Origin of the sequence: Kribbella sp. NPDC050241 (assembly GCF_044459685.1) — a bacterium.
Classification (GTDB): domain Bacteria; phylum Actinomycetota; class Actinomycetes; order Propionibacteriales; family Kribbellaceae; genus Kribbella.
Map to the genome: position 1 here is coordinate 146,316 of NZ_JBITJE010000006.1, position 20,907 is coordinate 167,222.

Here is a 20,907-nt window from a genome sequence, read left to right on the forward strand (position 1 = left end):
CCCCCGCCCGTCCCCCTCCGATGGGTAGGCCCACCAGCGCGCCCTGTGATGGGTAGCCCCACGAGCGTCCCCTCCGATGGGTAGGCCCACCAGCCGGTGGGTCGGCCAACCGCACGCCATGGGTCAACCCACACTCTCGTGGGTCAACCCACGACAGGGGCCAACGCCGCCCCCGCCCGTCCCCCTCCGATGGGTAGGCCCACCAGCCGGTGGGTCGGCCAACCGCACGCCATGGGTCAACCCACACTCTCGTGGGTCAACCCACGAGATGGGCCTACCAGAGATGGGTCAACCCACGAGAGGGGCTACCAAGTGACCTCGATTGTGGTGGTCTTGGAGACGCTGTTGACGGTGACGCCCAGCTGGACCGTGCCTGGGCGGATGCCGGTCACCTTGCCGGTGGCCGGGTCGTACGACGCGACGGCCCAGAACGGCGCGGTGTTGGCCGGACCGATGTGGAGGAGCGCCGAGCCGAACCAGTCGGACGACACCGGGAACGCAACCGGCACCCGGCGCTCGTCCTGGACCACCGTTGCGGCCGCCGAACCCGTCTCACCTCGGTGCAGCGTCGCAGGCGCCGCGAGCTCGAGCGAGTCCACGTGCGGCCGCAGCTCGACCTGGAACCAGGACCGCTCCGGCGCCGACCACTTCCGCTCGCCGGCCGGCGCGGCCGCGGCGTTCGGGTCGATCCCGACCAGCGCCCAGCCGGTGAAGCCACCCGCGTCCGGTGCCGCGGCCGGGCTCTTGCCCGAGTTGCCGGTCAGCGGCAGCAGTACGCCGTCCGTCCGGGTGGCGGCGAACGTCCCGGCATGCGCTGCCATGTACGCCGCTCCCTTGCCGGTCTGCGCGCGGAAGTCGGCCAGCCACTTCACCACCATCGCCGCTTCCTTGCGGTCACCGAGCTGCGAGTTGGCCGTCGGGGACGGGTCGTCGATCGGGTGGTGCGCCATGACCACAACGTTCCGGATCGACTCGTTCCGGGCCGCGTCATCCAGTTGCGCGCGCAGGTCGCGGATCTGATCGAACCCACCGGCCCGCAGCGAACCGAGCGAGGAATCACGCAGGACGAACCGCGTGCCCTTGTGGTCGAAGGTGCTGGTCGGCGACCCGAACACCTTGGTCCACTCGGACAGGTCACCCGGCCCGTAGCTCTCGTGGTTGCCGGGCACGTAGTGGACCGGCACCTTGCCGGCCACCTCCTCGTCGATGATCTGCTTGGCCAGCGCGATGTCGTTCGGGAAGGCCCGGTCGACGAAGTCGCCGTTGATCACCAGGAAGTCCGGGTGCTGCGCGAGTGCCTCGCGGATGGTGCGCCGGGCCTGCTTGACGTAGTCGGAGTTCGGGTCGTCGGAGGTGAACTGCGCGTCCGACATCACCGCGAAGCGCCAGCGACCACCGCCGGTCACCGTGCCGTCCGTGACCACCATCGGGTCGATCACCTTCGCCGGCGGCGCCACGGTCACCGGCGGCGCGCTGCGAACGGTCAGGTCGTCGACGATGATTCGTCCGGAGTACTGCCGGGTCGGCACGGTCTCCACCACATAGATCCGCCAGAACCGCAGCGGCATGGCCAGACCGGGCGGGATGTCCGCCTCGACATACTTCCAGCCGGTCCAATCCACCGTGGCCGCGAGGTTCAGCGTCTGCGCGGTACCACCGGCAGCGTCGTACGCGTTCGCCCGCAGCCACGCGCCCTTGCCGTCGCCGTAGACCCAGGCGCCGAGCTTCTGCGGCTGCCCGGGCAGCGTCTGCTGCGGCGTCTGCGAGAGGTACGCCGCTCGCGTCGCCGTACTGCCGGTCAGCGAGTAGTCGAGCGCGATCGCCTGGCCGCCGTCATGCCCTTCGGCGGCGGACGCCGATGCCGTCGCCGCACCGACCGGTACGGCGTTCGCGGCCCACTTGGTCAGGTCGTCGACCTCGTCCACGACCGTGCTACTCAGACCGGCGGTGACACTGAGCTGCGTGGTCAGGTCACCGACCTTGGCCGTGACCACCGTCGAGACCGCCTCGTCGCTGAGCACGTTGACCTCGAACCCCTTGCCCTTGGCAACCACCTTGACGACGGCCGGGTCATAGGTCAGCTCGACGTCCCGCGGCTCGATCCAGGTGGAGAACCCGTCGGCGTCGTACCCGTCGACCTCGAAGAAACCCTTCGCGGCGGAGTCCGCAAGCGACACCTGCCGCGTCGACGGTGCCAGGCGAGCCGGCGTACCGAGGACCGTCATGGGGAACCTCCCGTTCGCGGAGCCGCGAGCCGCTGTGACCACCACATCGCCGGCTCGCCGTCCTGTCACCACGCCCTGCTGGTCGACACCGACATTGCTCCCGGCGAACCAGTACGGCGTACCTGTCGCGGGAGCGTAGGTCTCGTCGTGGCCGGTGGCGGTGAGAACGCGGCTGAGGCCGGTGAGGACGCGGGAGCTGCGTGACACATCGGCGTCCGGGCCGTCGGCCGCCGTACCCAGAGCCTCGACCTGGTAGCCCTTCAGCCTGCCGGAGCCCTTCACCGGAAGGAGTCCGAGGCCGTTCGGGATCAGGCGCTCGCCGCCGTCGGACGGGTCGTTCACCACGTGCGGGCCGGCCTCTCCGGGCGAGCGGGCCAGCATCGTGGACGAGCCGCCGCCGTCCAGGTTGAGCGCATCGTCGGCACCGAGGCCGATCATCAGCTCGCCCATCTCCTTGAGCGACAGGCCGCGGGAGCCGGTCGCCCGGCCATCGACGGTCAGCAGGAACATCCTGCTGCCGTCCTGGTCGAAACCGACCGCGGTGCGCGGTGCGAGGTCGGCGTCCGGTACGTCGGCGGGGACCACACCGTCCTTGGCCAACTGGTAGTTGCCGCTGATGCCGACCGCGACGTTCGCTGCATCCGGGCGCAGGCCGTACTCGACGTCGACCTTGTCGCCGACCTCGAAGGCGGTGAGGGCGTCGGCGCCCGCCTCCCGGCCGATCAGCGCCTGCTCGTTCGCGGCCAGCGGAGTGGTGCCCGGAGTGGCGGCCGAGGAGACGACCAACCCGTCGCGAAGGATCACCTCGCGTACGGTCGGCAGGCCGTCGACGGTCCGGGTCCGGGCCGCGTCACCCCACTCCGGCGTGTAGAGGCCGATGCCGCCGGAGTTGACGGCCGGCGAGTTCAGGTTGGTCAGCTCGAGCTTGGTCGCGTCGTCGTCGGTCGCACTGCCCTGCAGGAAGAGCTGCGCGATCTGGCCAAGGCCGTCCTTGCCGATCACCGCTGTGTCGTTGTGGCCGGTGGCCGGCGCGTTGATCAGCCGGCCGTCCCGCTGTACGCCGACACCGAGCGGTGCGGTGGTGTCGTTGATGTCGAAGAAGTCGCCGTTGACGCCGGCGATCGCACCCCGGCTCGCCAGCTGCTGGCTGAGCGGCGTACCGCCGGAGACCTTGCCGGTGTTGACGTAGTCGACCGTCACGCCGTGCTTGTCCAGGTCGGTGGTCAGGATGTCGCCGCGCTGCCAGCCCTTGGGGTCCAGTCGCTCGAACGACGTGTAGTTCACGCCGGGCGCGACCGGGCTGTCCTCGCGCGTCGTCAGTACGCCGTCGCCGGCGATCCCGGCATCCGGGATCGGGTCGTCCGCGGTCTGCGCGTGGGACGGGCTGACGACGACACCGGCCAGCAGGCCACCCACGCCGATGGCTGTGGTCAAGGGACGGAAGAGCGACACGGGAGCCTCCCCAACGTGGACGGACGCGGCCATCCGACGCGGTGCGCCCTACCGCCACATGAGGCACAGGTGTACGCCGGTCAACCGACCGGTGACAAAGTAACGTCTCCAGAGGCTGACCGGAAGGTTTTCTTCTCTTACTGATCGAATCAGTTGGTGCTGACCGGGCGCCCCGACACTTGCCACGCGTGCATGCCGCCGTCCAGGTTGATCGCCTCGCGGCCGATCGAGTTCAGGAACTGGGTGGCCATCCCGGACCGTCCGCCGACCGCGCAGACGCAGAGCACCTTCTGGTCCGCCGGCACCTCGCCGACCCGCTGCTGCAGGTCGCCGAGCGGGATGTGCACGGCGCCCTGGATGTGCCCGCGGTCCCACTCGTCCGGCTCGCGTACGTCGAGCACGAACGCCTCCGCCAGCAAGGTGTCGTCGAGTTCGGCCACCACGACCGAGGGGATCTGCTGATTCTGGAACATGCCTCCGATCATCCCAGACGCCGGTGACGCGATCCGGCCACGGCGGGCCGAGGCGTGGAAATCGCGTTGACACCGGCAGACCCGATTGCGGAACGTAGATCGGAGGAGGCGGCGGCGTTGGCACTGATTCAGGGCATCCCCGGCGAGTTCGGGCCGCAGCCGTGGGGCGAGGCGATCCTGCGGAACGGCGAGCTCCTGCTGCTCCGGATCACCCGCCGTCCCCCCAACCACGAGGTCCGGCTGCCGGGCCTGGCGACCACGCCGCGGCACGTGGTCGAGGACGGTACCGGCAAGGCGCTGACCTGGCGGCACGATGGCGACGACCTACTCGTCCGCCTGCCCGAGTCCACCGAGCGCGCCGTCGTCCGGGTCTCGCTGGAGGGCAAGCTGCGGATCGTCCCGCCGGACACGGTCACCGCCAACGCGGACGGCGTCTGGGACGTCACGCCGCCCGGTACGACGGCCCACCTTGTCGCCCGCCGCTCCGCGGACGTCGCAGTCCGCGTCTTCGGCGAGGCGACCGGCGAGATCGAGCTGGCGAACCAGTCGCTGCCAATCGATCACCTCGGCCGGACCATCGGTCCGTTCCAGGTGCCGGCCGGCCTCGTCGTCCCGCTCACGCTTCCGGCCGGCGTACGTCGGGTGCTCGTCGCGCCGGTCGGCACAGTACTGGCGTCGATCCACGCCTGCGGTTCTGCCGGCGAGCTGGTTGTCCGCGTCACGAACTTCGGCCGCACGGTCGCTCAGGGGGAGGTCGAGCTGGCCCTGCCCACGGGGACCTGCCGCTGGACCTTCGAGGAGCTCGAGCCCGGCGGGTCGACGGGGTGGACCGCCGCGATCACCGGACGGCCGGGCGTGTACGTCCTCGAAGCCCGGCTGGACGCCGGGCGTCGCTCGGCCTCGTCGCCGTTGTCGATTCACCTGTGATGGGTTGAATTCCGGCAACGGTTCCCCTGTACTGAGGCTGATCGATCTTCCGCCCCGATCGAGGAGTCACCCATGCGCAATGCCCTGCCCAGAACCCTCCGGCTTGTGGCCGCCGGCATCCTGCTCACCGGCGGCGTCGTCAGCACAGCCGCCGCAGTCTCTCCCCCATCCACACCTGCAGCCGCAACAACGGCCGTACAGGCTCCTGCGCTGCCGTCGAAGGTTCCGGCCGGTGCGCTAGACGCGACCGGCTACTGGACCGCCGAGAAGCTGAAGAACGCCATTCCGGCCGATCTGCCGGGTGACGCCGCAACACCAGCAAAACAAGGGCCTTCCACGTCGAGTGGCGTCGCCTCGAAGCCGGTCGCGCCGCTCGGCCACACGCTCGCGAACGACGTCGTTCCGAGTACGGCGGGCAAGTTGTTCTTCGTCGACAACGGGCTCAACTACGTGTGCTCGGCATCCACGATCAACAACAACTACAAGAACCTGATCATCACCGCCGGCCACTGCGTCCACAGCGGCGGCGGTGGCGCGTGGCACTCGAACATCGTGTTCGCGCCGGCGTACTACAACGGCCAGTCGGGCTACGGCCTGTGGAACTGGAGCCAGGCGCGCACGTTCAACTCGTGGATGAACAGCAGCGACTTCACCCACGACCAGGCGTTCGTCACGCTGCAGCAGCGCAACGGCGCCAACCTGATCGACGCGGTCGGCGGGAACGGACTGGTCTGGGGCAACAGCCAGAACCAGCCTGGTGCCCGGATCTGGGGTTGGCCGGCCGAGCCGCCGTACAACGGTGAGGTGCCGTACTACTGCGACGGCGACACGTTCGCGTGGGGCGGCTCCGACGCCGCTCTCACCTGCTCGATGAACGGCGGCGCGAGCGGAGGTCCGTGGTTGAAGGACCGGATCGACGTGAACCTCGGGTACGTGTTCGCGGTGACGTCACGACGGACGACCAGCGGTACGCCGACGTTGCTGTCGACACCGAACTCGGCCGACGTGAAGACGATGTTCGATCTGATGACGACGTAGCAGCTATTTCAGGAGCTTGACTGCTCCTATTTCAGGAGCTTGGACAGGCGGCGGTCGGCCAGCGGCTTGCCGCCTGTCTGGCAGGTGGCGCAGTACTGCAGCGCGGAGTCGGCGAAGCTCACCTCGCGGACGATGTCACCGCAGATCGGGCACTTCTGGCCCTTGCGGCCGTGCACCCGCAGGCCGGACTTCTTCTCCGACTTCAGGTCCTGGACCGCGAGCCCGGCGGACCGGTCGACGGCGTCCTGGAGGGTTTCGCGCATCGCGTCGTACAGAGTCTTCAGCTCGTCCTCGGACAGATTCGAGGCGGGTTTGAACGGGCTCATCTTCGCGACGTGCAGGATCTCGTCGGAGTAGGCGTTGCCGATGCCGGCGATGACCGACTGGTTCCGCAGGACGCCTTTGAGCTGGACCCGGCCCTGGCGCTTGAGGATGTCGCTGAAATCGGCCGGTGACAGGGTGAACGGATCCGGCCCGAGCCGCGCGATCCCAGGGACCTCGGCCGGGTCGCGGACGACGTACACCGCGAGCTTCTTCTGCGTGCCGGCCTCGGTCAGGTCGAACCCGGAACCGTCGTCCAGCACCGTCCGCAGCGCGATCGGACCCTTCCCCGGCCGCACCAGCCCGGTCGATTGCTCCTCCCGCCACCGCAGCCAGCCGGCGCGCGCCAGGTGGATCACCAGGTGCACACCCTGAGCCGAGATGTCCAGGAACTTCCCGTGCCGCTGGACGTCGTCGATCAGCAGCCCGACCAGCGACGAGATCGGCGGATCGTACGTCTTCAACGCACTGATCGCGGTGATGTCCGCACGCACGAACGCCCGGCCGACGGCTCGCTCCCGCAGGAACACCGCCAGCGACTCCACCTCCGGCAACTCTGGCACCGTCCCAGTGTGCCCGAAGCCAGGGACAGTTTCCCGGGGTTCTCCGGTGAATCACCTATTGGAGACAGTTGTGCCGGACGGCTACCGTCGGTGCCAACAGAGTAGGGAGGCCCTCATGGGGTTCGTGAAGACGTTGGTGAAGGGTGCCGTCGTCGCCAAGCTGGCCCAGATCGCCCAGCGTGAGCTGAGCAAGCCGGAGAACCAGCGGAAGATCAAGGAAGCGTTCCAGAAGATGCAGCAGCGGCGGGCGCAGTAGGCAGGCTTGTGGGCCTGGAGGGTGTAGGTGGCGGGGAGCCGGTTCGGATTCTCCGTCAGACGCCACTCTCCGGCCTCGTCCTCGGTCATCAGACCGGGAGGCCACTTCAGTGCGCCGATTCCCCGGGGTAGGTGAAAGTCCACCCCTAGGGGAGGGGGCAGGGTGAGTGTGCCCGGGGGCTGGGGTTGGTGTGCTGGAGCACATGAGCCAGGGACTCGATCGGACGCGGATCCAGGACATCGACGCGCTGCGTGGTTTCGCCCTGCTGGGCATCTTGATCGTGAACATCACCTTCGCCGCCTCGGGCTTCCCGATCCACCTGGCCGAGGATCCGGCGTACCACTCGTGGCTGGATCAAACGGTGCACTGGTTGTCGGCGGCGTTCGTCGACATGAAGTTCTATCTGCTGTTCTCGTTCCTGTTCGGGTACAGCTTCCAGTTGCAGATGGAGGCGGCGCAGAAGGCCGGCGCCGCGTTCAAGCCGCGGATGCTGCGGCGGCTCGGCGGCCTGTTCGTGATCGGGGCACTGCACGGGATCTTCCTGATCACCGGTGACATCCTCAGCGTGTACGCGCTGATCGGTCTGGTCCTGCTGGCCATGCGACGGGTGTCGGACCGGACGGCGCTGATCGTCGCCGGCTCCATCTACGCCTACCTGTTCATCACGCTGGGTGCGGCGGTGCTGTTCATGGACACGTCGGCTGTCATCGACCCGACCACGGCCGTCGCCTCGGCACAGCAGACCGCGGCCAACCTGGCCGGCTCGTTCAGCGGTGTCATCGGCGAGCATGTCCGGGCCATGCCGACGTACGGCCTGTCGCTGCTGACTGTGCAAGGCCCGACGACTCTGGCCGCGTTCCTGATCGGCATGGTGCTCGGCCGCCGCCGGATGCTCGCGAACGTCACCGGCACCGAGGCAGTACTACGGCTGATTCAACTGCTCGGCTTCACCATCGGCATCACCGGTGGGATCGTCTACGCGTCCGCGGGTGGGAACGGCGACACCGGCGCCGTACTGGCCAGCGTGCTGACCGCGCCCTTCCTGACCGCGGCGTACGTCGCAACGCTGCTCAGGGTCATGCACTCCGACCGAGGTCAGGACGTCCGCCGCCTGCTGGCACCGGCCGGGCGGATGGCACTGTCCAACTACCTGGGTCAATCGGTGGCGACGGTGCTGATCTTCACCGGCGTCGGACTTGGTCTCGTCGGGCAGGTGTCGCCGCTCGCGACCATGGGCATCGCGGTGGCGATCTTCGCCGTACAGGTGGTGCTGAGCCACCTCTGGTTGAACCGCTACGGCTACGGACCCGTGGAAGGCGTACTGCGGGCGATCACCAACGCCACCGCGCCGACCTGGCGGCGCCGGCTCAGCAGGGTTTGATCAAAGTAGGCGGGGTTTGATCAAACAGAAGGCCCGCCGGGAAGTCCCGGCGGGCCTTTCTGATGTATCGGTCAGGCCGCGTGACGGCCGTGGTGCGTGATGAGACGGGTCCGGCGGATCGTGTGCACGGAGCCGGAGGTCGTCACGGGCTTGTGATTGAAGGGTTCGGCCTTGCTGCCGAGGGCGAGCAGGTCGAGCTTGGTCCGGGCCAGGTCGCGGTCGTCAGCAACCCAGGAACCGTCCGGACCGGTGGACAGACCGGTCGAGTGGCGCCTGTTGCTGAACTCCAGAGCCGCGATCACGGCCAGCACGAGTACTACGAGAACGATGTATCCGGTCATGGCAGTAATCATGCTACCAACTAGATCCAGCCACCATTGGCACTATTGACATAGTTCCACAAATTACTGCCATACTGGTTCCATGCTGGAAAAGATCGCCGTCGTGCTGATGGAAGACGTCGCCATGTTCGAGTTCGGGGTGGTGTCGGAGGTGTTCGGGCTCGACCGGACCGATGACGGTGTGCCCGCGTTCGACTTCAAGGTGTGCTCGACCACGCCCGGCCAGCCGCTGCGGAGCAGCAGTCACTCCGCGGTGATCGCGCCGTACGGGCTGGAGGAGCTCGAGGACGCCGACCTGGTCGCGCTGCCGGCGACGACCTGGCGGGAGGAGTACGACGAGCGCATTCTCGAGGCGCTGCGGCGGGCCGAGGCCCGCGGGGCGATCCTGCTGACGGTCTGCTCGGGCGCGTTCGTGCTCGGCAAGGCGGGCCTGCTGGACGGGCGGCCGTGTACGACGCACTGGCGCTACGAGAAGAAGTTTCAGGAGCAGTTCCCGCTGGCGAAGCTGGATGCGGACGTGCTGTTCGTCGACGACGGCAACATCATCACCAGCGCCGGCACCGCGGCCGGGATCGACGCGTGCCTGCACCTGGTCCGCCGTGAGCTCGGCAGCGCGGTCGCGACCCGGATCGCCCGCCGGATGGTCGTGCCACCCCAGCGCGACGGCGGCCAGCGGCAGTACGTCGACGTCCCGGTGCCGGAGTCGTCGAGCGAGAGCATGCAGCCGGTGCTCGACTGGATGGTCGACAACCTGACCATCGAGCACACCGTGCCCGCGCTGGCCCGCCGCGCCCAGATGTCCGAGCGCACGTTCGCACGCCGCTTCGTCGCCGAGACAGGCACGACGCCGCTCAAGTGGGTCACCACCCAGCGCGTCCTCCGCGCCCGCACCCTGCTCGAGCAGACGCGGATGGGCATCGAGCAGATCGCCGCCGAATCAGGATTCGGGACGGCAGCCCTGCTCCGCCACCATTTCCGTAGGGTGGTGGGCGTGCCACCACAGGACTATCGCCGTACGTTCCAGACCGCGAGCTGATGCTCACCTACCGCGCCGCGGTCGCTGCCGATGCGAACGACGTGATGGCCTTCTGGGCCATCGCCGCCGAGGACTCTCACCGCCCGCCGGATTCACCCGAGGCCGTGCTGCGGTTGATCGCCCGCGACCCTGAGGCGCTGATCCTTGCCGTCGACGACGACACGGTCGTCGGCTCGATCATCGTCGGCTGGGACGGCTGGCGCTGCCACCTGTACCGCCTGGCAGTCGCCCCGACCCACCGCCGCCGAGGCATCGGACGGGAGCTTGTCGCGAGGGCCGAGGCCCGGTTCGCGGCGTACGGCGGGACGCGAGCGGACGCGATGGTGCTCGACGACAACGCCCAGGCACACGGTGTCTGGTCGACCGCCGGGTACGCGCCGCAGCCCGAGTGGTCCCGCTGGGTCAAGCCGCTCTCGAATACTTGACATCGGATACCCTCGGACTAATACTCGATTTCGAGTAATTGAGATCGAGGAGGGTCCGATGGCCAAGCGGAAGGTCGGGAATCCCCTGGCGTTCGCCGTGCTCGGGAGTCTGGGCGAGCGGCCGATGCACCCGTACGAGATCTCCACGATGCTCCGGGCCCGTGGCAAGGACCAGAGCATCAAGATGAACTACGGCTCGCTCTACTCGGTCGTCGCGGCACTGGAGAAGAACGGCTTCATCGAGGCGCTGGAGACGGTCCGGGAGGGCAATCGCCCGGAGCGGACGGTGTACCAGATCACCGGCACCGGGCAGGCCGAGTTCGACGACTGGCTGACCGAGCTGGTCGGCACGGCCACCCGCGAGTTCCATCCCCTCGAGGCCGGCCTGGCGTACCTGCCGGGCCTGCGACCCGACCGCGCGGCCGAGCTGCTGGAGCAGCGCGCCAGGGCGATCGACGCGGACATCGAGGAGACGACCGCACTGCACGAGCAGATGGCGTCGATCGACTTCCCGCGCATCTTCTGGGTCGAGTCGGAGTTCCGGCTCGCGCTGCTCAAGGCCGAGTCGGAGTACGTGCACCAACTCGCCGAGGAGATCCGCACCGACACGCTGGGCGGCTCCGCCTTCTGGCGCAAGGCCTGGAAGCTCTTCGAGGAGGACGGCATCACCCCGGCCGAGCAGCTCAAGGACCCGGTCAAGTACTTCGGGACCGAGTTCGAGTGGATGCGGGCGATGCCACCGGAAGCCCGGTAACTGTACGAGACGGCCCCCGACCCACGGTGCGGCAACACCAGGGTCAAGGGCCGCAGTTCCTCGAGTCGGTCCGAAGACCTGGCACCCAAGGCGCAACCATCAGGATAGCCAGCAGCGGACCGGCTCCCATCACCCACAAGGGAGTCACCAGATGGTTACGCATGCCCTCGAGGCGGTCGACCTGGTCAAGACGTACCCGGCCGGCCGCAAGAAGCCTCCGCTGCGCGCACTGGACGGGCTGACGTTCAGTGTCCCGGAAGGCATCGTCCTCGGCCTTCTCGGCCCGAACGGCGCCGGCAAGTCCACCACCGTCAAGATCCTCACCACGCTCTCTCGCGCCGACTCCGGTACGGCGCGGGTCGCGGGGTACGACGTCGGCGGCGAGCAGGACCAGGTCCGTCGCGCGATCGGGTACGTACCGCAGAAGTCCAGCTCGGATCCGATGGCCACCGGCGTCGAGAACCTCGTGCTCAGCGGCCGGATCTACGGCCTGTCCCGGACGGACGCCGTACGCCGGGCCGCGGAACTGCTCGAGCGGTTCGGGCTGACCGAGTTCGGCGATCGTCAGGTCAAGACGTACTCCGGCGGCATGCAGCGCAAGCTGGACGTCGCGCTCGGGCTGGTGCACCGGCCGCGGGTGCTGTTCCTGGACGAGCCGACCACCGGTCTCGATCCCGAGGCCCGCGCCGATCTGTGGAACGAGGTCGGCCGGCTGTCCGGCGACGAAGGCCTGACGGTGTTGCTCACCACCCACTACCTCGAAGAGGCGGACCGGCTGGCCGGTCGGCTCGCCATCGTCGACCACGGCAAGATCGTTGCCGAAGGCACCCCGGAGGCGCTGAAGGCGGAGCTGCGCGGCGACTCGGTGCACGTCGAGCTGGTCGACCCGGACCTCGACGGCAGCGTCCGCGCGCTGCTCAGCGGGCTCGCCGGCATCGGCGAGATCGTTGTCGAGGGCAACGCCCTGCGCGCCCGGGTGGACCGAGGCGCGACCGCGGTTCCCGCCGTACTGGGAGCCCTTGAGGACAAGGCGATTCCGGTCGCCGCGGTGACTGTGTCCCGGCCGTCGCTCGACGACGTGTACCTGCAGTACACGGGACGCACGTTCCGTGCGGTGGAAGAGGAGGCTGCGTGATGTCGACTGCAGTTCCGGGATTCACGTCGCACACTCGCTTCATCACCGGCCGGTGGCTGCGGGCGCAGTACCGGCAGCCGGCGTTGATCGCGTTCACCCTGGTCCAGCCGGCGATCTGGCTGCTGTTGTTCGGGCAGCTGTTCGAGGGTGTCGTGAACATCCCGGGCTTCAGCGACTCGTCGTACATCGCGTTCCTGACGCCCGGGATCGTGATGATGACCGCGCTCATGACGAGCGGCTGGAGCGGTACGACGTTCATCGCGGACATGGAGCGCGGCGTGATGGACCGGATGCTCGCCTCGCCGGTCAGCCGTGGCGGCCTGATGGCCGGTCAGCTGATCAGCAACGCGACCACGACGCTGATCCAGACCATCCTGGTGTTCGCGATCGGTATGGCCGCGGGCGCTCGGTACGACGGCGGCGCGGCCGGCTACCTGGTCACGATCGGGGTGTCGATGCTGGTCGGCATCGGGTTCGGCTCGCTGTCCAACGCGGTGGCGCTGCTGACGCGGCAGCAGGAGGCGCTGATCGGGATCTCGCAGTTCGTCTCGCTGCCGCTGACGTTCATGTCGTCGATCATGATCGACCCGTCGGTGGCACCGCACTGGGTGAGCGTTGCGGCGCGCTTCAACCCGGTGGACTGGGCCGCGATCGCCGCCCGCCAGGCCCTGGCGGCCGACCCGGACTGGTCGTCGGTCCTGCGCCACTCCGGTTCGCTGCTGGCTTTCACCCTGTTCGTCGGCTGGCTGTCGACGCGCGCGTTCCGCACCTACCAGCGCTCGGTGTGAGCATGATCGGTGCATGAGAGCAGTCGTGGTCCACGGACCGGGTGACGTACGGGTCGAGGAACGGCCCGATCCGTCACCCGGCCGTGGCGATGTTCTGGTGGCGATGGAGTGGGGCGGGGTGTGCGGGAGCGACATCTCGTACGCGCTGCACGGCGCGTCCGGGACCGCCGTACTGCGCCATCCCTTGGTGCTCGGGCATGAGGTCGCCGGGCGGGTCGCCGTACTGGGTGAAGGAGTGACGTCGTACGCCGTTGGTGATGCGGTGACTGTGCATCCGGCGACTCCGTCGGACGAGCCGCTGCCCGCACGGTTGATGGGGCGGACGAACCTGCACCGTGAGGTCCGGTATCTGGGGTCCGCCGCCTTCGATCCGCATGTCGACGGCGGCTTCTCGACATACAAGGTGGTGCGGGCCTCGCAGCTTCGGGCGCTTGCACCCGGCGTCAGCACTCAGCTCGGCGCGTTGGCCGAGCCGCTGGGTGTGGCGTTGCATGCGGTCGGGCGGCTCGGTCCGCTGGACGATCGCGAGGTGCTGGTGAATGGCGCCGGGTCGATCGGGTGCCTGGTGGTTGCGGCTTTGAAGGCCCGCGGCGCGGGCCGGGTGGTCGCGGCGGATGTGAGCGTGGCGGCGCTGGATCAAGCGCGGATGGTGGGCGCCGACGACGTGTTCTCCTCGACCGAGCTCCCCGAGGACGTCGAGCTTGTTGTCGAGGCATCCGGCGTACCCGATGCCCTCGGTCCACTCCTGCGCGCTACCGCGCGCGGTGGGACCGTCGTGCAGGTCGGCAATCTCCCGATCGCCCCGACCCCGGCCGTACTGGCCGACCTCGTCACCCGCGAGATCACCTGGACCGGCTCCTACCGCTTCGTCGACGAGATCACCGAGGCGGTCGAGCTACTTGCCAAGGGCATCGATCTGTCGCCGCTCATCGCAGGTACGGCCGACCTGGACGACGCTCCCGCGGCGATCCGGGCGGCCGGATCCACCGCGGGCAAGATGCTACTTCGCCTCGGCTAGGGCGTCGGCGTACCAGGGCTTGATGACCTGGTCGATGATCGCGAGGCGTTCGTCGAAGGGGAGGAACGCGGACTTCATCGCGTTGATGGCGAACCAGCGGAAGTCGGCCAGCCCGTAGTCGAAGGCCTCGGCGAGCAGGGTCAGTTCGCGGCTCATCGACGTACCGCTCATCAGGCGGTTGTCGGTGTTGACCGTGACCCGGAACCGGAGCTTGGCGAGCAGGCCGATCGGGTGGTCGGCGATCGACTCGGCCGCGCCGGTCTGCAGGTTCGAGCTCGGGCACATCTCCAGCGGGATGCGCCGGTCCCGCACGTACGCCGCCAGCAGGCCGAGCTCAGCCTTGCCGGTGTCCGGGTCGTAGTTGATGTCGTCGATGATCCGGACGCCGTGGCCCAGCCGGTCGGCGCCGCACCACTGGATCGCCTGCCAGATCGACGGCAGGCCGAACGCCTCACCGGCGTGGATGGTGAAGTGCGCGTTCTCCCGCTGCAGGTACTCGAATGCGTCCAGGTGACGGGTGGGCGGGTAGCCGGCCTCGGCGCCGGCGATGTCGAACCCGACCACCCCGTCATCGCGGTACGCGACCGCGAGCTGGGCGATCTCCATCGAACGGGCCTTGTGCCGCATGGCGGTCAGCAACTGGCGCGCGACGATCGGCCGCTCCGCTCTCGCCATGCCGTGCTCGAAACCCTCATGGACCGCGTCGACGACGTCCTCCAGCGACAGCCCGCCGTTCAGGTGCTGCTCCGGCGCGTACCGCACCTCGGCGTACACCACGCCGTCCGCAGCGAGGTCCTGCACACACTCGCTCGCCACGCGCTTGATCGCGTCGGCGTTCTGCATCACCGCGACCGTGTGGTCGAAGGTCTCCAGGTACCGCTCCAGCGATCCCGAGTCCGCCGACTCGACAAACCACTCCCCGAGCTCCCCGGCATCGGACCGCGGCAGCACATGCCCGATCTCCTTCGCCAGCTCCAGCACCGTCTCCGGCCGCACTCCACCATCCAGGTGGTCGTGCAGAAGAACCTTCGGCGCCGCGCTCAACTGCTCGGGAGTAATCATGCCGCCATGGTGCCAGCACCGAGGGATCCGGCAAATGTTCAAGATTTCCGTCGGTGCGGCGTGCCATGGTGAGGAAATGATGAGCCGCCTGCGTCGCCGCCCCGAATGGCAGTTCTTCGCGGTTCTGCCCAAGGCGGATCCGGTGCTGGCTACGGTCTGGTGGCTGCTGCTACTGGCCCGTGGCGCGCTGCCCGCGGTGTTCGCGATCGCGATGGGGTCGATGGTCGGTGCGGTCCAGCACGGGTCTGCTCTGGCCGCTCCGCTGACCTTGATGGGTACGACGTTCGTCCTGCTCCAAGTGCTCACGCCCGTTCACCAGGCCGTCAGCGCCAACCTCGGCAGCCGGGTCGCCGCCTGGCTCAACGACGCTCTCGCGGAGGCCTGTGTGGGACCGCCGGGGATCGGCCACCTCGAGGACCCGGAGCTCGCCGAGGACCTGACCGTGGCGCGGGAGTTCGACCGCGGCCAGACCGGGCCACCGATGTACATGAACGTCGACTTCGCCGCGGGCGGCCTGGTCGAGCTCGCCGGTGGTGTCGCGTCCGCGGTGGTGCTGTTCGGGTTCAACTGGTGGGCGCCGTTGCTGCTCGTCGGCGCCTGGTCGGCGACGCACTGGCTGCTCCGGGAAAGTGGTGTCTGGCGGGACCGGAACACGACCGAGGTTCGATCGGCGCAGCGGCACGCCGACTACGCCTATCGGCTGGCCGTCGAGCCGGACGCCGCGAAGGAGGTGCGGCTGTTCGGCCTGGCCGAGTGGACCGTGCAGCGGTTCACCGATCGGCGCCGGCGCCTGTTCGAGTTGCAGCACGCCGCGACGCGACTGCGAGAACGCCCGATGATCTGGTGTCTGCTGATCGTCACAGTGGCCAACGGCCTCGTCTTCTGGGCGCTCGGAGCGGCCGCGATCGACGGCCGGCTGGATCTCGACCGGCTGGTGGTCTTCGCCCAGGTCGCGATCGGGGTCAGCATGATCGCGTTCGGTGGGCTGAACTGGGTCCTCGACGGAGCGGCGGCACCAGTGGTCGCAGTACGGCGGCTGGAGCCTGCGATGGCACCGGCCGGTGCGCTGACGCCCGCCCGGCGACCGGCCGGCGATGCTACGCCCGTACGCCGGGGAGCGGTCGCGATCGAGATCCGTGATCTGAGTTTCCGGTATCCGCACGCCACCCAGCCGGTCTTCGACGGACTCGATCTGACCGTGCCGGCCGGCTCGTCGCTGGCCGTCGTCGGCCAGAACGGCGCCGGCAAGACCACGCTGGCCAAGCTGCTGTGCCGGTTGTACGACCCCGACGCCGGATCGATCGAGGTCGACGGGGACGACCTGCGTGACCTCGACACCGACGGCTGGCGGACCCGAGTCGCCGCGGTCTTCCAGGACTTCCTGCGGCTCGAGCTCCCCGTGCGGGACAACGTCGCACCGGCCGGTGCTCCGGAGGCGGACATCCTGGCCGCACTCGCGGACGCCGGTGCCGGCGACCTGGCCGGCCTCGACACCCGGCTGGCCACGGGCTACGGCGACGGCATCGACCTGTCCGGAGGTCAGTGGCAACGGATCGCGCTGGCGCGGGCGCTGTGCGCCGTCCGGCAGGGCGCCGGACTGGTGCTGCTCGACGAGCCGACGGCGCAACTGGATGTCCGGGGCGAGGCGGCGATCTTCGACCGCATTCTGACGGCGACCCGCGATGTCACCACGATCCTGATCTCGCACCGGTTCTCGACCGTCCGCCATGCCGATCGGATCTGTGTCCTCGAGGCCGGCCGAGTCGTCGAGCTCGGCAGCCACGAGGAACTGATGGACCTCGGTGGGCGATACCGGACGATGTTCGATCTCCAGGCCCAACGCTTCACCGCGGAGGTCGACGAACAAGGGATGAGCTATGACACGCTCTGAGATCGACGACCTGCCCAAGGCACTGCCGGCGATGTGGCGGCTGTGCCGACTGGGCTATCAGCACGAGCCGAGGCTCCTGATCTTCGCCTTCGGGATGACTTTGCTGGCAGCACTGCCGGACGCGTTGCTCGCGTTGTGGCTCGCGGTGCTCGCTGAGGGTGTTCTGCAGGACGACCGACGAGCCGTTCTGGTGGCCGTGAGTGGGCTCGCGCTCTCCGTCACGGCGACCTGGTTCCTGCGGACGCTGTCGGCCCGAGTCTCCCGGCGATTCCGGGACCGCGTCACGATCATGCTCGAGGCGCACGTGGCCCGGCTGCAGGCGTCCGTCGCCACCGTCGAGCACCACGAACACCGCGACTTCCTGGACCGCCTGTCGGTCCTGCGCAAACAGGTGTTCGTGCTCGACCACATGTATATGTCGCTGTTCTCCACCTGCGGCTGGATCCTGCGGCTCGGGGTGACTGTCGCTCTGCTGATGTCGATCGATCCGGTGCTGGTGCTCCTGCTGGTGTTCGCGCTGCCCACCGTCCTCAGCTCGAGCTGGCGGCCGGGCGTCGAGCGCGCGGTCGAGGAGCGGTACGCCGCCGACAGCCGCCTGGCCGAGCACCTGTTCAAGACCGCGACCACACCCGCTCCCGGCAAAGAGGTCCGCGTGCTCGGCATCGGCCGGGACCTGGTGGTGAACCGTCGTCGCGAGTGGGAGCGGTGGTACGCCCCGATGGCCGCGGCCCGCTGGACCAGCGCCGCCTGGCATGCCGCCGCCTGGGCCGTGTTCGGCGCGGCCTACGTTGGTGCCGTGCTGTTCGTCGCATCCGGACTGAACGGCTCGGTCGGTCAGGTGTTGCTGATCCTCGCGGCCGGTGCGCGGTTGTCGTCGTACATCGGTGCGACAGTCGGCGAGATCGGCTTCCTGCGCGGGATCTGGCTGGACGGATCCCGGCGGCTGGTCTGGCTGGAGAACTACGCGGCCTCGTTCGACACCACCGCGGATCTGGCTGCGCCCGACCAGCTCACCGACGGCATCCGGCTGGAGCACCTCTCGTTCGCCTATGCCGGATCCGACCAGCCTGCGCTGGATGACGTCGAGCTGCGACTGCCGGCGGGCAAGGTGATCGCCGTCGTCGGGGAGAACGGCGCCGGCAAGTCCACCCTGGTGAAGCTGATCTGCAAGATGTACGAGCCGACCGATGGACGGGTTCTGATTGACGGCCTGCCACTGGACCGGATGCCGGCCGAGGCGTGGCGGCTGAAGATCGCCGGCGCTTTCCAGGACTTCTTCCGGTTCGAGTTCCGGGCCGACCACAGCGTCGGGCTCGGGGATCTGCCGAGGCTGGACGATGAAGCGGCCGTCACCTCCGCTGTCGGCCGTGCCGGTGCCGAGGACGTCGTGGAGCGGCTCGAGGCCGGGCTGAACACCCAGCTCGGTTCGACCTGGCCGGATGGAGCCGAGATCAGCTTCGGGCAGTGGCAGAAGCTGGCACTGGCCCGGGGCTTCATGCGGGATCGGCCACTGCTTCTGGTGCTCGACGAACCGACCGCGGCGCTGGATGCCGAGACCGAACATGCCCTGTTCGAACGCTATGCGGCGGCGGCCAGGAACAGCACGGACGGACGGATCACGATTCTGGTCTCACACCGCTTCTCGACGGTGCGAATGGCCGATCTGATCGTCGTCCTGGACGGTGCCCGGTTGGTCGAGACGGGAACGCACGACGAGCTCATGGCGCGCAACGGTCAGTACGCCGAGCTGTATCGGATCCAGGCCACCGCGTACCACTGATGCCGGCTCACACAGCGTGGATCTTGAAGACGGGGACGCCGGGGGCGATGTGGAGGAGGGTTTCTTCGGGGGAGTTCTTGGTGACGTCGCCGGAGAAGAAGGTCCCTACCTCCCAGGCCCACTTCTTCAGGTAGAGGCGGAGGACGGGGAGCTTGTCGGCGTCAGGGATCTCTTCGGCGCGGAAGGTCTCGATCTTGCGGCCCAGTTGGAGCCGGCCCTCGTTGCTGGCGCGGAGGTTCTTCACCCACTGGGTGTGGCCGCGGGGCGCCACCAGGTAGCGCTGTCCGTCGAGGACCAGGAGGTTGACGGGGGTGCTCCGCCAGTCGCCGGTCTTACGGCCGCGAACCGACAGGACCCGGCTGCCCATCAGGCTGATCCCGAGCTTGGTGAAGCGCGCGACGATCCGGTTGAAGATCCGCATGCTGCCGTCGGCAGCGGTGATCACGCGGTTGGCGTCGTAGGTCTGCTTGTACTCCGGCATCGTGGTGCCTCTCCAAGTCTGCGAGAGCGGTGCTCTCTGTTGTGATCAGTGAATACCGGAGCACCGCTCCCTGTCAAGAGCACTGCTCTCGGTTTTGTGGCACACTTCCTCTATGAACGCCGGACGCACCGCACGCGAGAGAGCCCGCGCCGAGCTGACCGAGGAGATCAAGGCAGCCGCCCGCCGGCAACTCGCCACCGAGGGAGCCGAGTCGCTGTCGCTGCGCGCGATCTCCCGCGAGCTCGGCATGGTCTCGTCCGCCCTCTACCGGTACTTCCCGAGCCGCGACGACCTACTCACCGCCCTGATCATCGACGCGTACGACGCGCTCGGTACGGCGGCCGAGTCGGCCGCGGCGAAGGACTACGAGCACCCGATCCAGGCCTGGCTGGCGGTGTGCGCCGCTCTCCGCGAGTGGGCACGGGCCAACCCACACGAGTACGCCCTCATCTACGGCTCACCGATCAGTGGCTACCAGGCACCGCAGGCGACGGTCGAGCCCGCCGCGCGGACGCCGATCGTCCTGCTGCGCATCGTTAGCCAGGCCCACGCGGAAGGCTGGCTCAAGCTTCTCGGCGACGCGCCGGAGCCCACCGGCAAGCTGCCCGAACAGCTCGACGTGATTGCGGCGATCGCTCCCGGCGTACCGCACCGGATCCTGCTGCGAGTGGTGATCGCCTGGACGCAGCTGTTCGGGATGATCAGCTTCGAGCTGTTCGGTCAGCTGGTCGGGACGATGGATCCGGCGGACGACTTCTACGACGCGGCCACCCGGCAGATGGCGAAGTTCATCGGCCTCAGCTGAAGGCCTTGGGCAGCGGCACTGTGACGGCCTGCGCGACCCGGCGTACATAGACCTCGCGCGGTATCGAGACTGCGCCGAGCGTCGCCAGGTGGTCCGTCACCCACTGGATGTCGAGCACCCGGTCGGCGGCGTACTCGTCGTCCAGCAACTCGATCAGTCCGGCCACCGCGGCCTTCGACCCGTCGGTCTTGTGGTGGAACATCGACTCCCCGGCGAACAGCCCGCCGATCGCGACGCCGTACAGGCCGCCCGCGAGTTCGTCGCCGTCCCAGGCCTCGACCGAGTGCACCCAGCCGAGCCGGTGCAGTTCGGTGTACGACGCGATGATGTCCCGGTCGATCCACGAGCCGGGCCGGCGCGGATCGGCGCAGGCCCGGATGACCTGGTCGAACGCGGTGTTGACCCGGATCTCGAACTTGCTTCGGGCTCGCCGCACCGTCCGCGACGGCCGGTACCCGGCCACCTCGATCACGCCCCGATCGACCGGCGACCACCACAGCACCGAACCACGGTGGTCCGGCATCGGGAACAGCCCCGCCCGGTACGCCGCCAGTACGGTCCCCGGGGCCAGATCCGCGCCGCCCGCGACCACGTCACTCGCCCCGGCGACCGCAACCGGCGGAAACTCCCAGACAGACCCAGCAGGCTCGACAGGCACGCCACCATCCTGGACCACGACCCATCGTCCCTTCCCACCTAGGGGACACCAAGGGTTTCTCCCGAGTGGCGGGGTACCAGGAGCCACGTAGAGTTGA

20 protein-coding genes are annotated in these 20,907 nt (G+C 68.7%); 13 read left to right on the forward strand and 7 right to left on the reverse strand.

Annotation, left to right across the window (positions count from 1 at the left end; translation table 11 throughout):
- Positions 1-305: 305 nt before the first annotated feature.
- Both ACIBG5_RS27460 and ACIBG5_RS27465 read right to left on the reverse strand, forming a co-directional pair.
- Entirely contained in the window at positions 306-3,677 is a 3,372-nt protein-coding gene (locus tag ACIBG5_RS27460; protein ID WP_396394327.1) for a phosphodiester glycosidase family protein, read from the reverse strand.
- A 149-nt stretch (positions 3,678-3,826) separates the two neighbouring features.
- Entirely contained in the window at positions 3,827-4,150 is a 324-nt protein-coding gene (locus ACIBG5_RS27465) for a rhodanese-like domain-containing protein (RefSeq protein ID WP_396394328.1), read from the reverse strand.
- A gap of 117 nt (positions 4,151-4,267) precedes the next feature.
- Here ACIBG5_RS27465 and ACIBG5_RS27470 point away from each other — a divergent pair, with 117 nt between their 5' ends.
- Positions 4,268-5,077 (forward strand): hypothetical protein, encoded by an 810-nt coding sequence (locus ACIBG5_RS27470; protein WP_396394329.1) that lies wholly within the window; start codon positions 4,268-4,270, stop codon positions 5,075-5,077.
- Positions 5,078-5,149: 72 nt separating this feature from the next.
- The gene (locus ACIBG5_RS27475; protein WP_396394330.1) at positions 5,150-6,115 is read left to right on the forward strand and encodes a trypsin-like serine peptidase; all 966 of its coding nucleotides are present in this window, start codon (positions 5,150-5,152) and stop codon (positions 6,113-6,115) included.
- 26 nt (positions 6,116-6,141) lie between these two features.
- Here the strand turns inward: ACIBG5_RS27475 and ACIBG5_RS27480 are convergent, their stop codons facing one another.
- On the reverse strand, positions 6,142-6,999 hold the full coding sequence (locus tag ACIBG5_RS27480) for a DNA-formamidopyrimidine glycosylase family protein (protein ID WP_360437615.1): 858 nt from the start codon (positions 6,997-6,999) through the stop codon (positions 6,142-6,144).
- A 115-nt stretch (positions 7,000-7,114) separates the two neighbouring features.
- Between ACIBG5_RS27480 and ACIBG5_RS27485 the strand changes: the two genes are divergently transcribed.
- Together ACIBG5_RS27485 and ACIBG5_RS27490 are read left to right on the forward strand one after the other, a co-directional pair.
- Positions 7,115-7,255 (forward strand): hypothetical protein, encoded by a 141-nt coding sequence (locus ACIBG5_RS27485; RefSeq protein ID WP_360437618.1) that lies wholly within the window; start codon positions 7,115-7,117, stop codon positions 7,253-7,255.
- Positions 7,256-7,457: 202 nt separating this feature from the next.
- Positions 7,458-8,636, forward strand: coding sequence for a DUF418 domain-containing protein (locus ACIBG5_RS27490; protein ID WP_396394331.1), 1,179 nt, complete (start codon positions 7,458-7,460; stop codon positions 8,634-8,636).
- Positions 8,637-8,707: 71 nt separating this feature from the next.
- Here the strand turns inward: ACIBG5_RS27490 and ACIBG5_RS27495 are convergent, their stop codons facing one another.
- The gene (locus tag ACIBG5_RS27495; protein WP_396394332.1) at positions 8,708-8,977 is read right to left on the reverse strand and encodes a hypothetical protein; all 270 of its coding nucleotides are present in this window, start codon (positions 8,975-8,977) and stop codon (positions 8,708-8,710) included.
- 82 nt (positions 8,978-9,059) lie between these two features.
- On the opposite strand from ACIBG5_RS27495, the gene ACIBG5_RS27500 reads away from it, so the two are divergent.
- From ACIBG5_RS27500 to ACIBG5_RS27525, 6 genes are all read left to right on the forward strand, one after another.
- Positions 9,060-10,013, forward strand: a complete 954-nt coding sequence (locus ACIBG5_RS27500; RefSeq protein WP_396394333.1) for a GlxA family transcriptional regulator — start codon at positions 9,060-9,062, stop codon at positions 10,011-10,013.
- Positions 10,013-10,438, forward strand: coding sequence for a GNAT family N-acetyltransferase (locus tag ACIBG5_RS27505; protein WP_396394334.1), 426 nt, complete (start codon positions 10,013-10,015; stop codon positions 10,436-10,438). Before ACIBG5_RS27500 ends, ACIBG5_RS27505 begins: the two co-directional genes overlap by 1 nt.
- 58 nt (positions 10,439-10,496) lie before the next feature.
- The gene (locus tag ACIBG5_RS27510; RefSeq protein WP_396394335.1) at positions 10,497-11,192 is read left to right on the forward strand and encodes a PadR family transcriptional regulator; all 696 of its coding nucleotides are present in this window, start codon (positions 10,497-10,499) and stop codon (positions 11,190-11,192) included.
- Between the two features lie 151 nt (positions 11,193-11,343).
- Positions 11,344-12,327 carry an ATP-binding cassette domain-containing protein gene (locus ACIBG5_RS27515; RefSeq protein ID WP_396394336.1) on the forward strand — a complete coding sequence of 328 codons (984 nt, stop codon included), beginning with the start codon at positions 11,344-11,346 and terminating at the stop codon, positions 12,325-12,327.
- Positions 12,327-13,115 carry an ABC transporter permease gene (locus ACIBG5_RS27520; RefSeq protein ID WP_396394337.1) on the forward strand — a complete coding sequence of 263 codons (789 nt, stop codon included), beginning with the start codon at positions 12,327-12,329 and terminating at the stop codon, positions 13,113-13,115. The genes ACIBG5_RS27515 and ACIBG5_RS27520 overlap by 1 nt, the downstream gene beginning before the upstream one ends.
- 13 nt (positions 13,116-13,128) lie before the next feature.
- Entirely contained in the window at positions 13,129-14,133 is a 1,005-nt protein-coding gene (locus ACIBG5_RS27525; RefSeq protein ID WP_396394338.1) for an L-idonate 5-dehydrogenase, read from the forward strand.
- On the opposite strand, the gene ACIBG5_RS27530 is transcribed toward ACIBG5_RS27525, so the two are convergent.
- On the reverse strand, positions 14,116-15,195 hold the full coding sequence (locus tag ACIBG5_RS27530) for an adenosine deaminase (protein WP_396394339.1): 1,080 nt from the start codon (positions 15,193-15,195) through the stop codon (positions 14,116-14,118). The two genes, ACIBG5_RS27525 and ACIBG5_RS27530, sit on opposite strands and share 18 nt — an antisense overlap.
- A 34-nt stretch (positions 15,196-15,229) precedes the next feature.
- On the opposite strand from ACIBG5_RS27530, the gene ACIBG5_RS27535 reads away from it, so the two are divergent.
- Both ACIBG5_RS27535 and ACIBG5_RS27540 read left to right on the forward strand, forming a co-directional pair.
- A complete protein-coding gene (locus tag ACIBG5_RS27535; RefSeq protein ID WP_396394340.1) occupies positions 15,230-17,086 on the forward strand; it encodes an ABC transporter ATP-binding protein in 1,857 nt (618 codons plus the stop codon).
- Complete coding sequence (locus ACIBG5_RS27540; protein WP_396394341.1) at positions 17,073-18,866, forward strand: ABC transporter ATP-binding protein; 1,794 nt, start codon at positions 17,073-17,075, stop codon at positions 18,864-18,866. Before ACIBG5_RS27535 ends, ACIBG5_RS27540 begins: the two co-directional genes overlap by 14 nt.
- A 7-nt stretch (positions 18,867-18,873) precedes the next feature.
- Here ACIBG5_RS27540 and ACIBG5_RS27545 read toward each other — a convergent pair whose 3' ends face one another.
- Positions 18,874-19,347, reverse strand: coding sequence for a nitroreductase family deazaflavin-dependent oxidoreductase (locus tag ACIBG5_RS27545; RefSeq protein ID WP_396394342.1), 474 nt, complete (start codon positions 19,345-19,347; stop codon positions 18,874-18,876).
- 112 nt (positions 19,348-19,459) lie between these two features.
- Between ACIBG5_RS27545 and ACIBG5_RS27550 the strand changes: the two genes are divergently transcribed.
- On the forward strand, positions 19,460-20,152 hold the full coding sequence (locus tag ACIBG5_RS27550) for a TetR/AcrR family transcriptional regulator (RefSeq protein ID WP_396394343.1): 693 nt from the start codon (positions 19,460-19,462) through the stop codon (positions 20,150-20,152).
- Here ACIBG5_RS27550 and aat read toward each other — a convergent pair.
- The gene (aat, locus tag ACIBG5_RS27555) at positions 20,145-20,810 is read right to left on the reverse strand and encodes a leucyl/phenylalanyl-tRNA--protein transferase (RefSeq protein WP_396394344.1); all 666 of its coding nucleotides are present in this window, start codon (positions 20,808-20,810) and stop codon (positions 20,145-20,147) included. The two genes, ACIBG5_RS27550 and aat, sit on opposite strands and share 8 nt — an antisense overlap.
- Between the last annotated feature and the right edge of the window lie 97 nt (positions 20,811-20,907).

Excerpts from the sequence above, each read along its gene's own strand:
- ACIBG5_RS27515 (WP_396394336.1), top strand. The coding sequence starts at position 11,344 with ATGGTTACGCATGCCCTCGAGGCGGTCGACCTGGTCAAGACGTACCCG.
- ACIBG5_RS27520 (WP_396394337.1), top strand. The coding sequence starts at position 12,327 with ATGTCGACTGCAGTTCCGGGATTCACGTCGCACACTCGCTTCATCACC.
- ACIBG5_RS27505 (WP_396394334.1), top strand. The coding sequence starts at position 10,013 with ATGCTCACCTACCGCGCCGCGGTCGCTGCCGATGCGAACGACGTGATG.
- ACIBG5_RS27475 (WP_396394330.1), top strand. The coding sequence starts at position 5,150 with ATGCGCAATGCCCTGCCCAGAACCCTCCGGCTTGTGGCCGCCGGCATC.
- ACIBG5_RS27540 (WP_396394341.1), top strand. The coding sequence starts at position 17,073 with ATGACACGCTCTGAGATCGACGACCTGCCCAAGGCACTGCCGGCGATG.
- ACIBG5_RS27465 (WP_396394328.1), bottom strand. The coding sequence starts at position 4,150 with ATGTTCCAGAATCAGCAGATCCCCTCGGTCGTGGTGGCCGAACTCGAC.
- ACIBG5_RS27495 (WP_396394332.1), bottom strand. The coding sequence starts at position 8,977 with ATGACCGGATACATCGTTCTCGTAGTACTCGTGCTGGCCGTGATCGCG.
- ACIBG5_RS27485 (WP_360437618.1), top strand. The coding sequence starts at position 7,115 with ATGGGGTTCGTGAAGACGTTGGTGAAGGGTGCCGTCGTCGCCAAGCTG.
- ACIBG5_RS27550 (WP_396394343.1), top strand. The coding sequence starts at position 19,460 with ATGAACGCCGGACGCACCGCACGCGAGAGAGCCCGCGCCGAGCTGACC.
- ACIBG5_RS27510 (WP_396394335.1), top strand. The coding sequence starts at position 10,497 with ATGGCCAAGCGGAAGGTCGGGAATCCCCTGGCGTTCGCCGTGCTCGGG.
- ACIBG5_RS27490 (WP_396394331.1), top strand. The coding sequence starts at position 7,458 with ATGAGCCAGGGACTCGATCGGACGCGGATCCAGGACATCGACGCGCTG.
- ACIBG5_RS27530 (WP_396394339.1), bottom strand. The coding sequence starts at position 15,195 with ATGATTACTCCCGAGCAGTTGAGCGCGGCGCCGAAGGTTCTTCTGCAC.
- ACIBG5_RS27535 (WP_396394340.1), top strand. The coding sequence starts at position 15,230 with ATGTTCAAGATTTCCGTCGGTGCGGCGTGCCATGGTGAGGAAATGATG.
- ACIBG5_RS27545 (WP_396394342.1), bottom strand. The coding sequence starts at position 19,347 with ATGCCGGAGTACAAGCAGACCTACGACGCCAACCGCGTGATCACCGCT.
- ACIBG5_RS27500 (WP_396394333.1), top strand. The coding sequence starts at position 9,060 with ATGCTGGAAAAGATCGCCGTCGTGCTGATGGAAGACGTCGCCATGTTC.
- ACIBG5_RS27525 (WP_396394338.1), top strand. The coding sequence starts at position 13,129 with ATGAGAGCAGTCGTGGTCCACGGACCGGGTGACGTACGGGTCGAGGAA.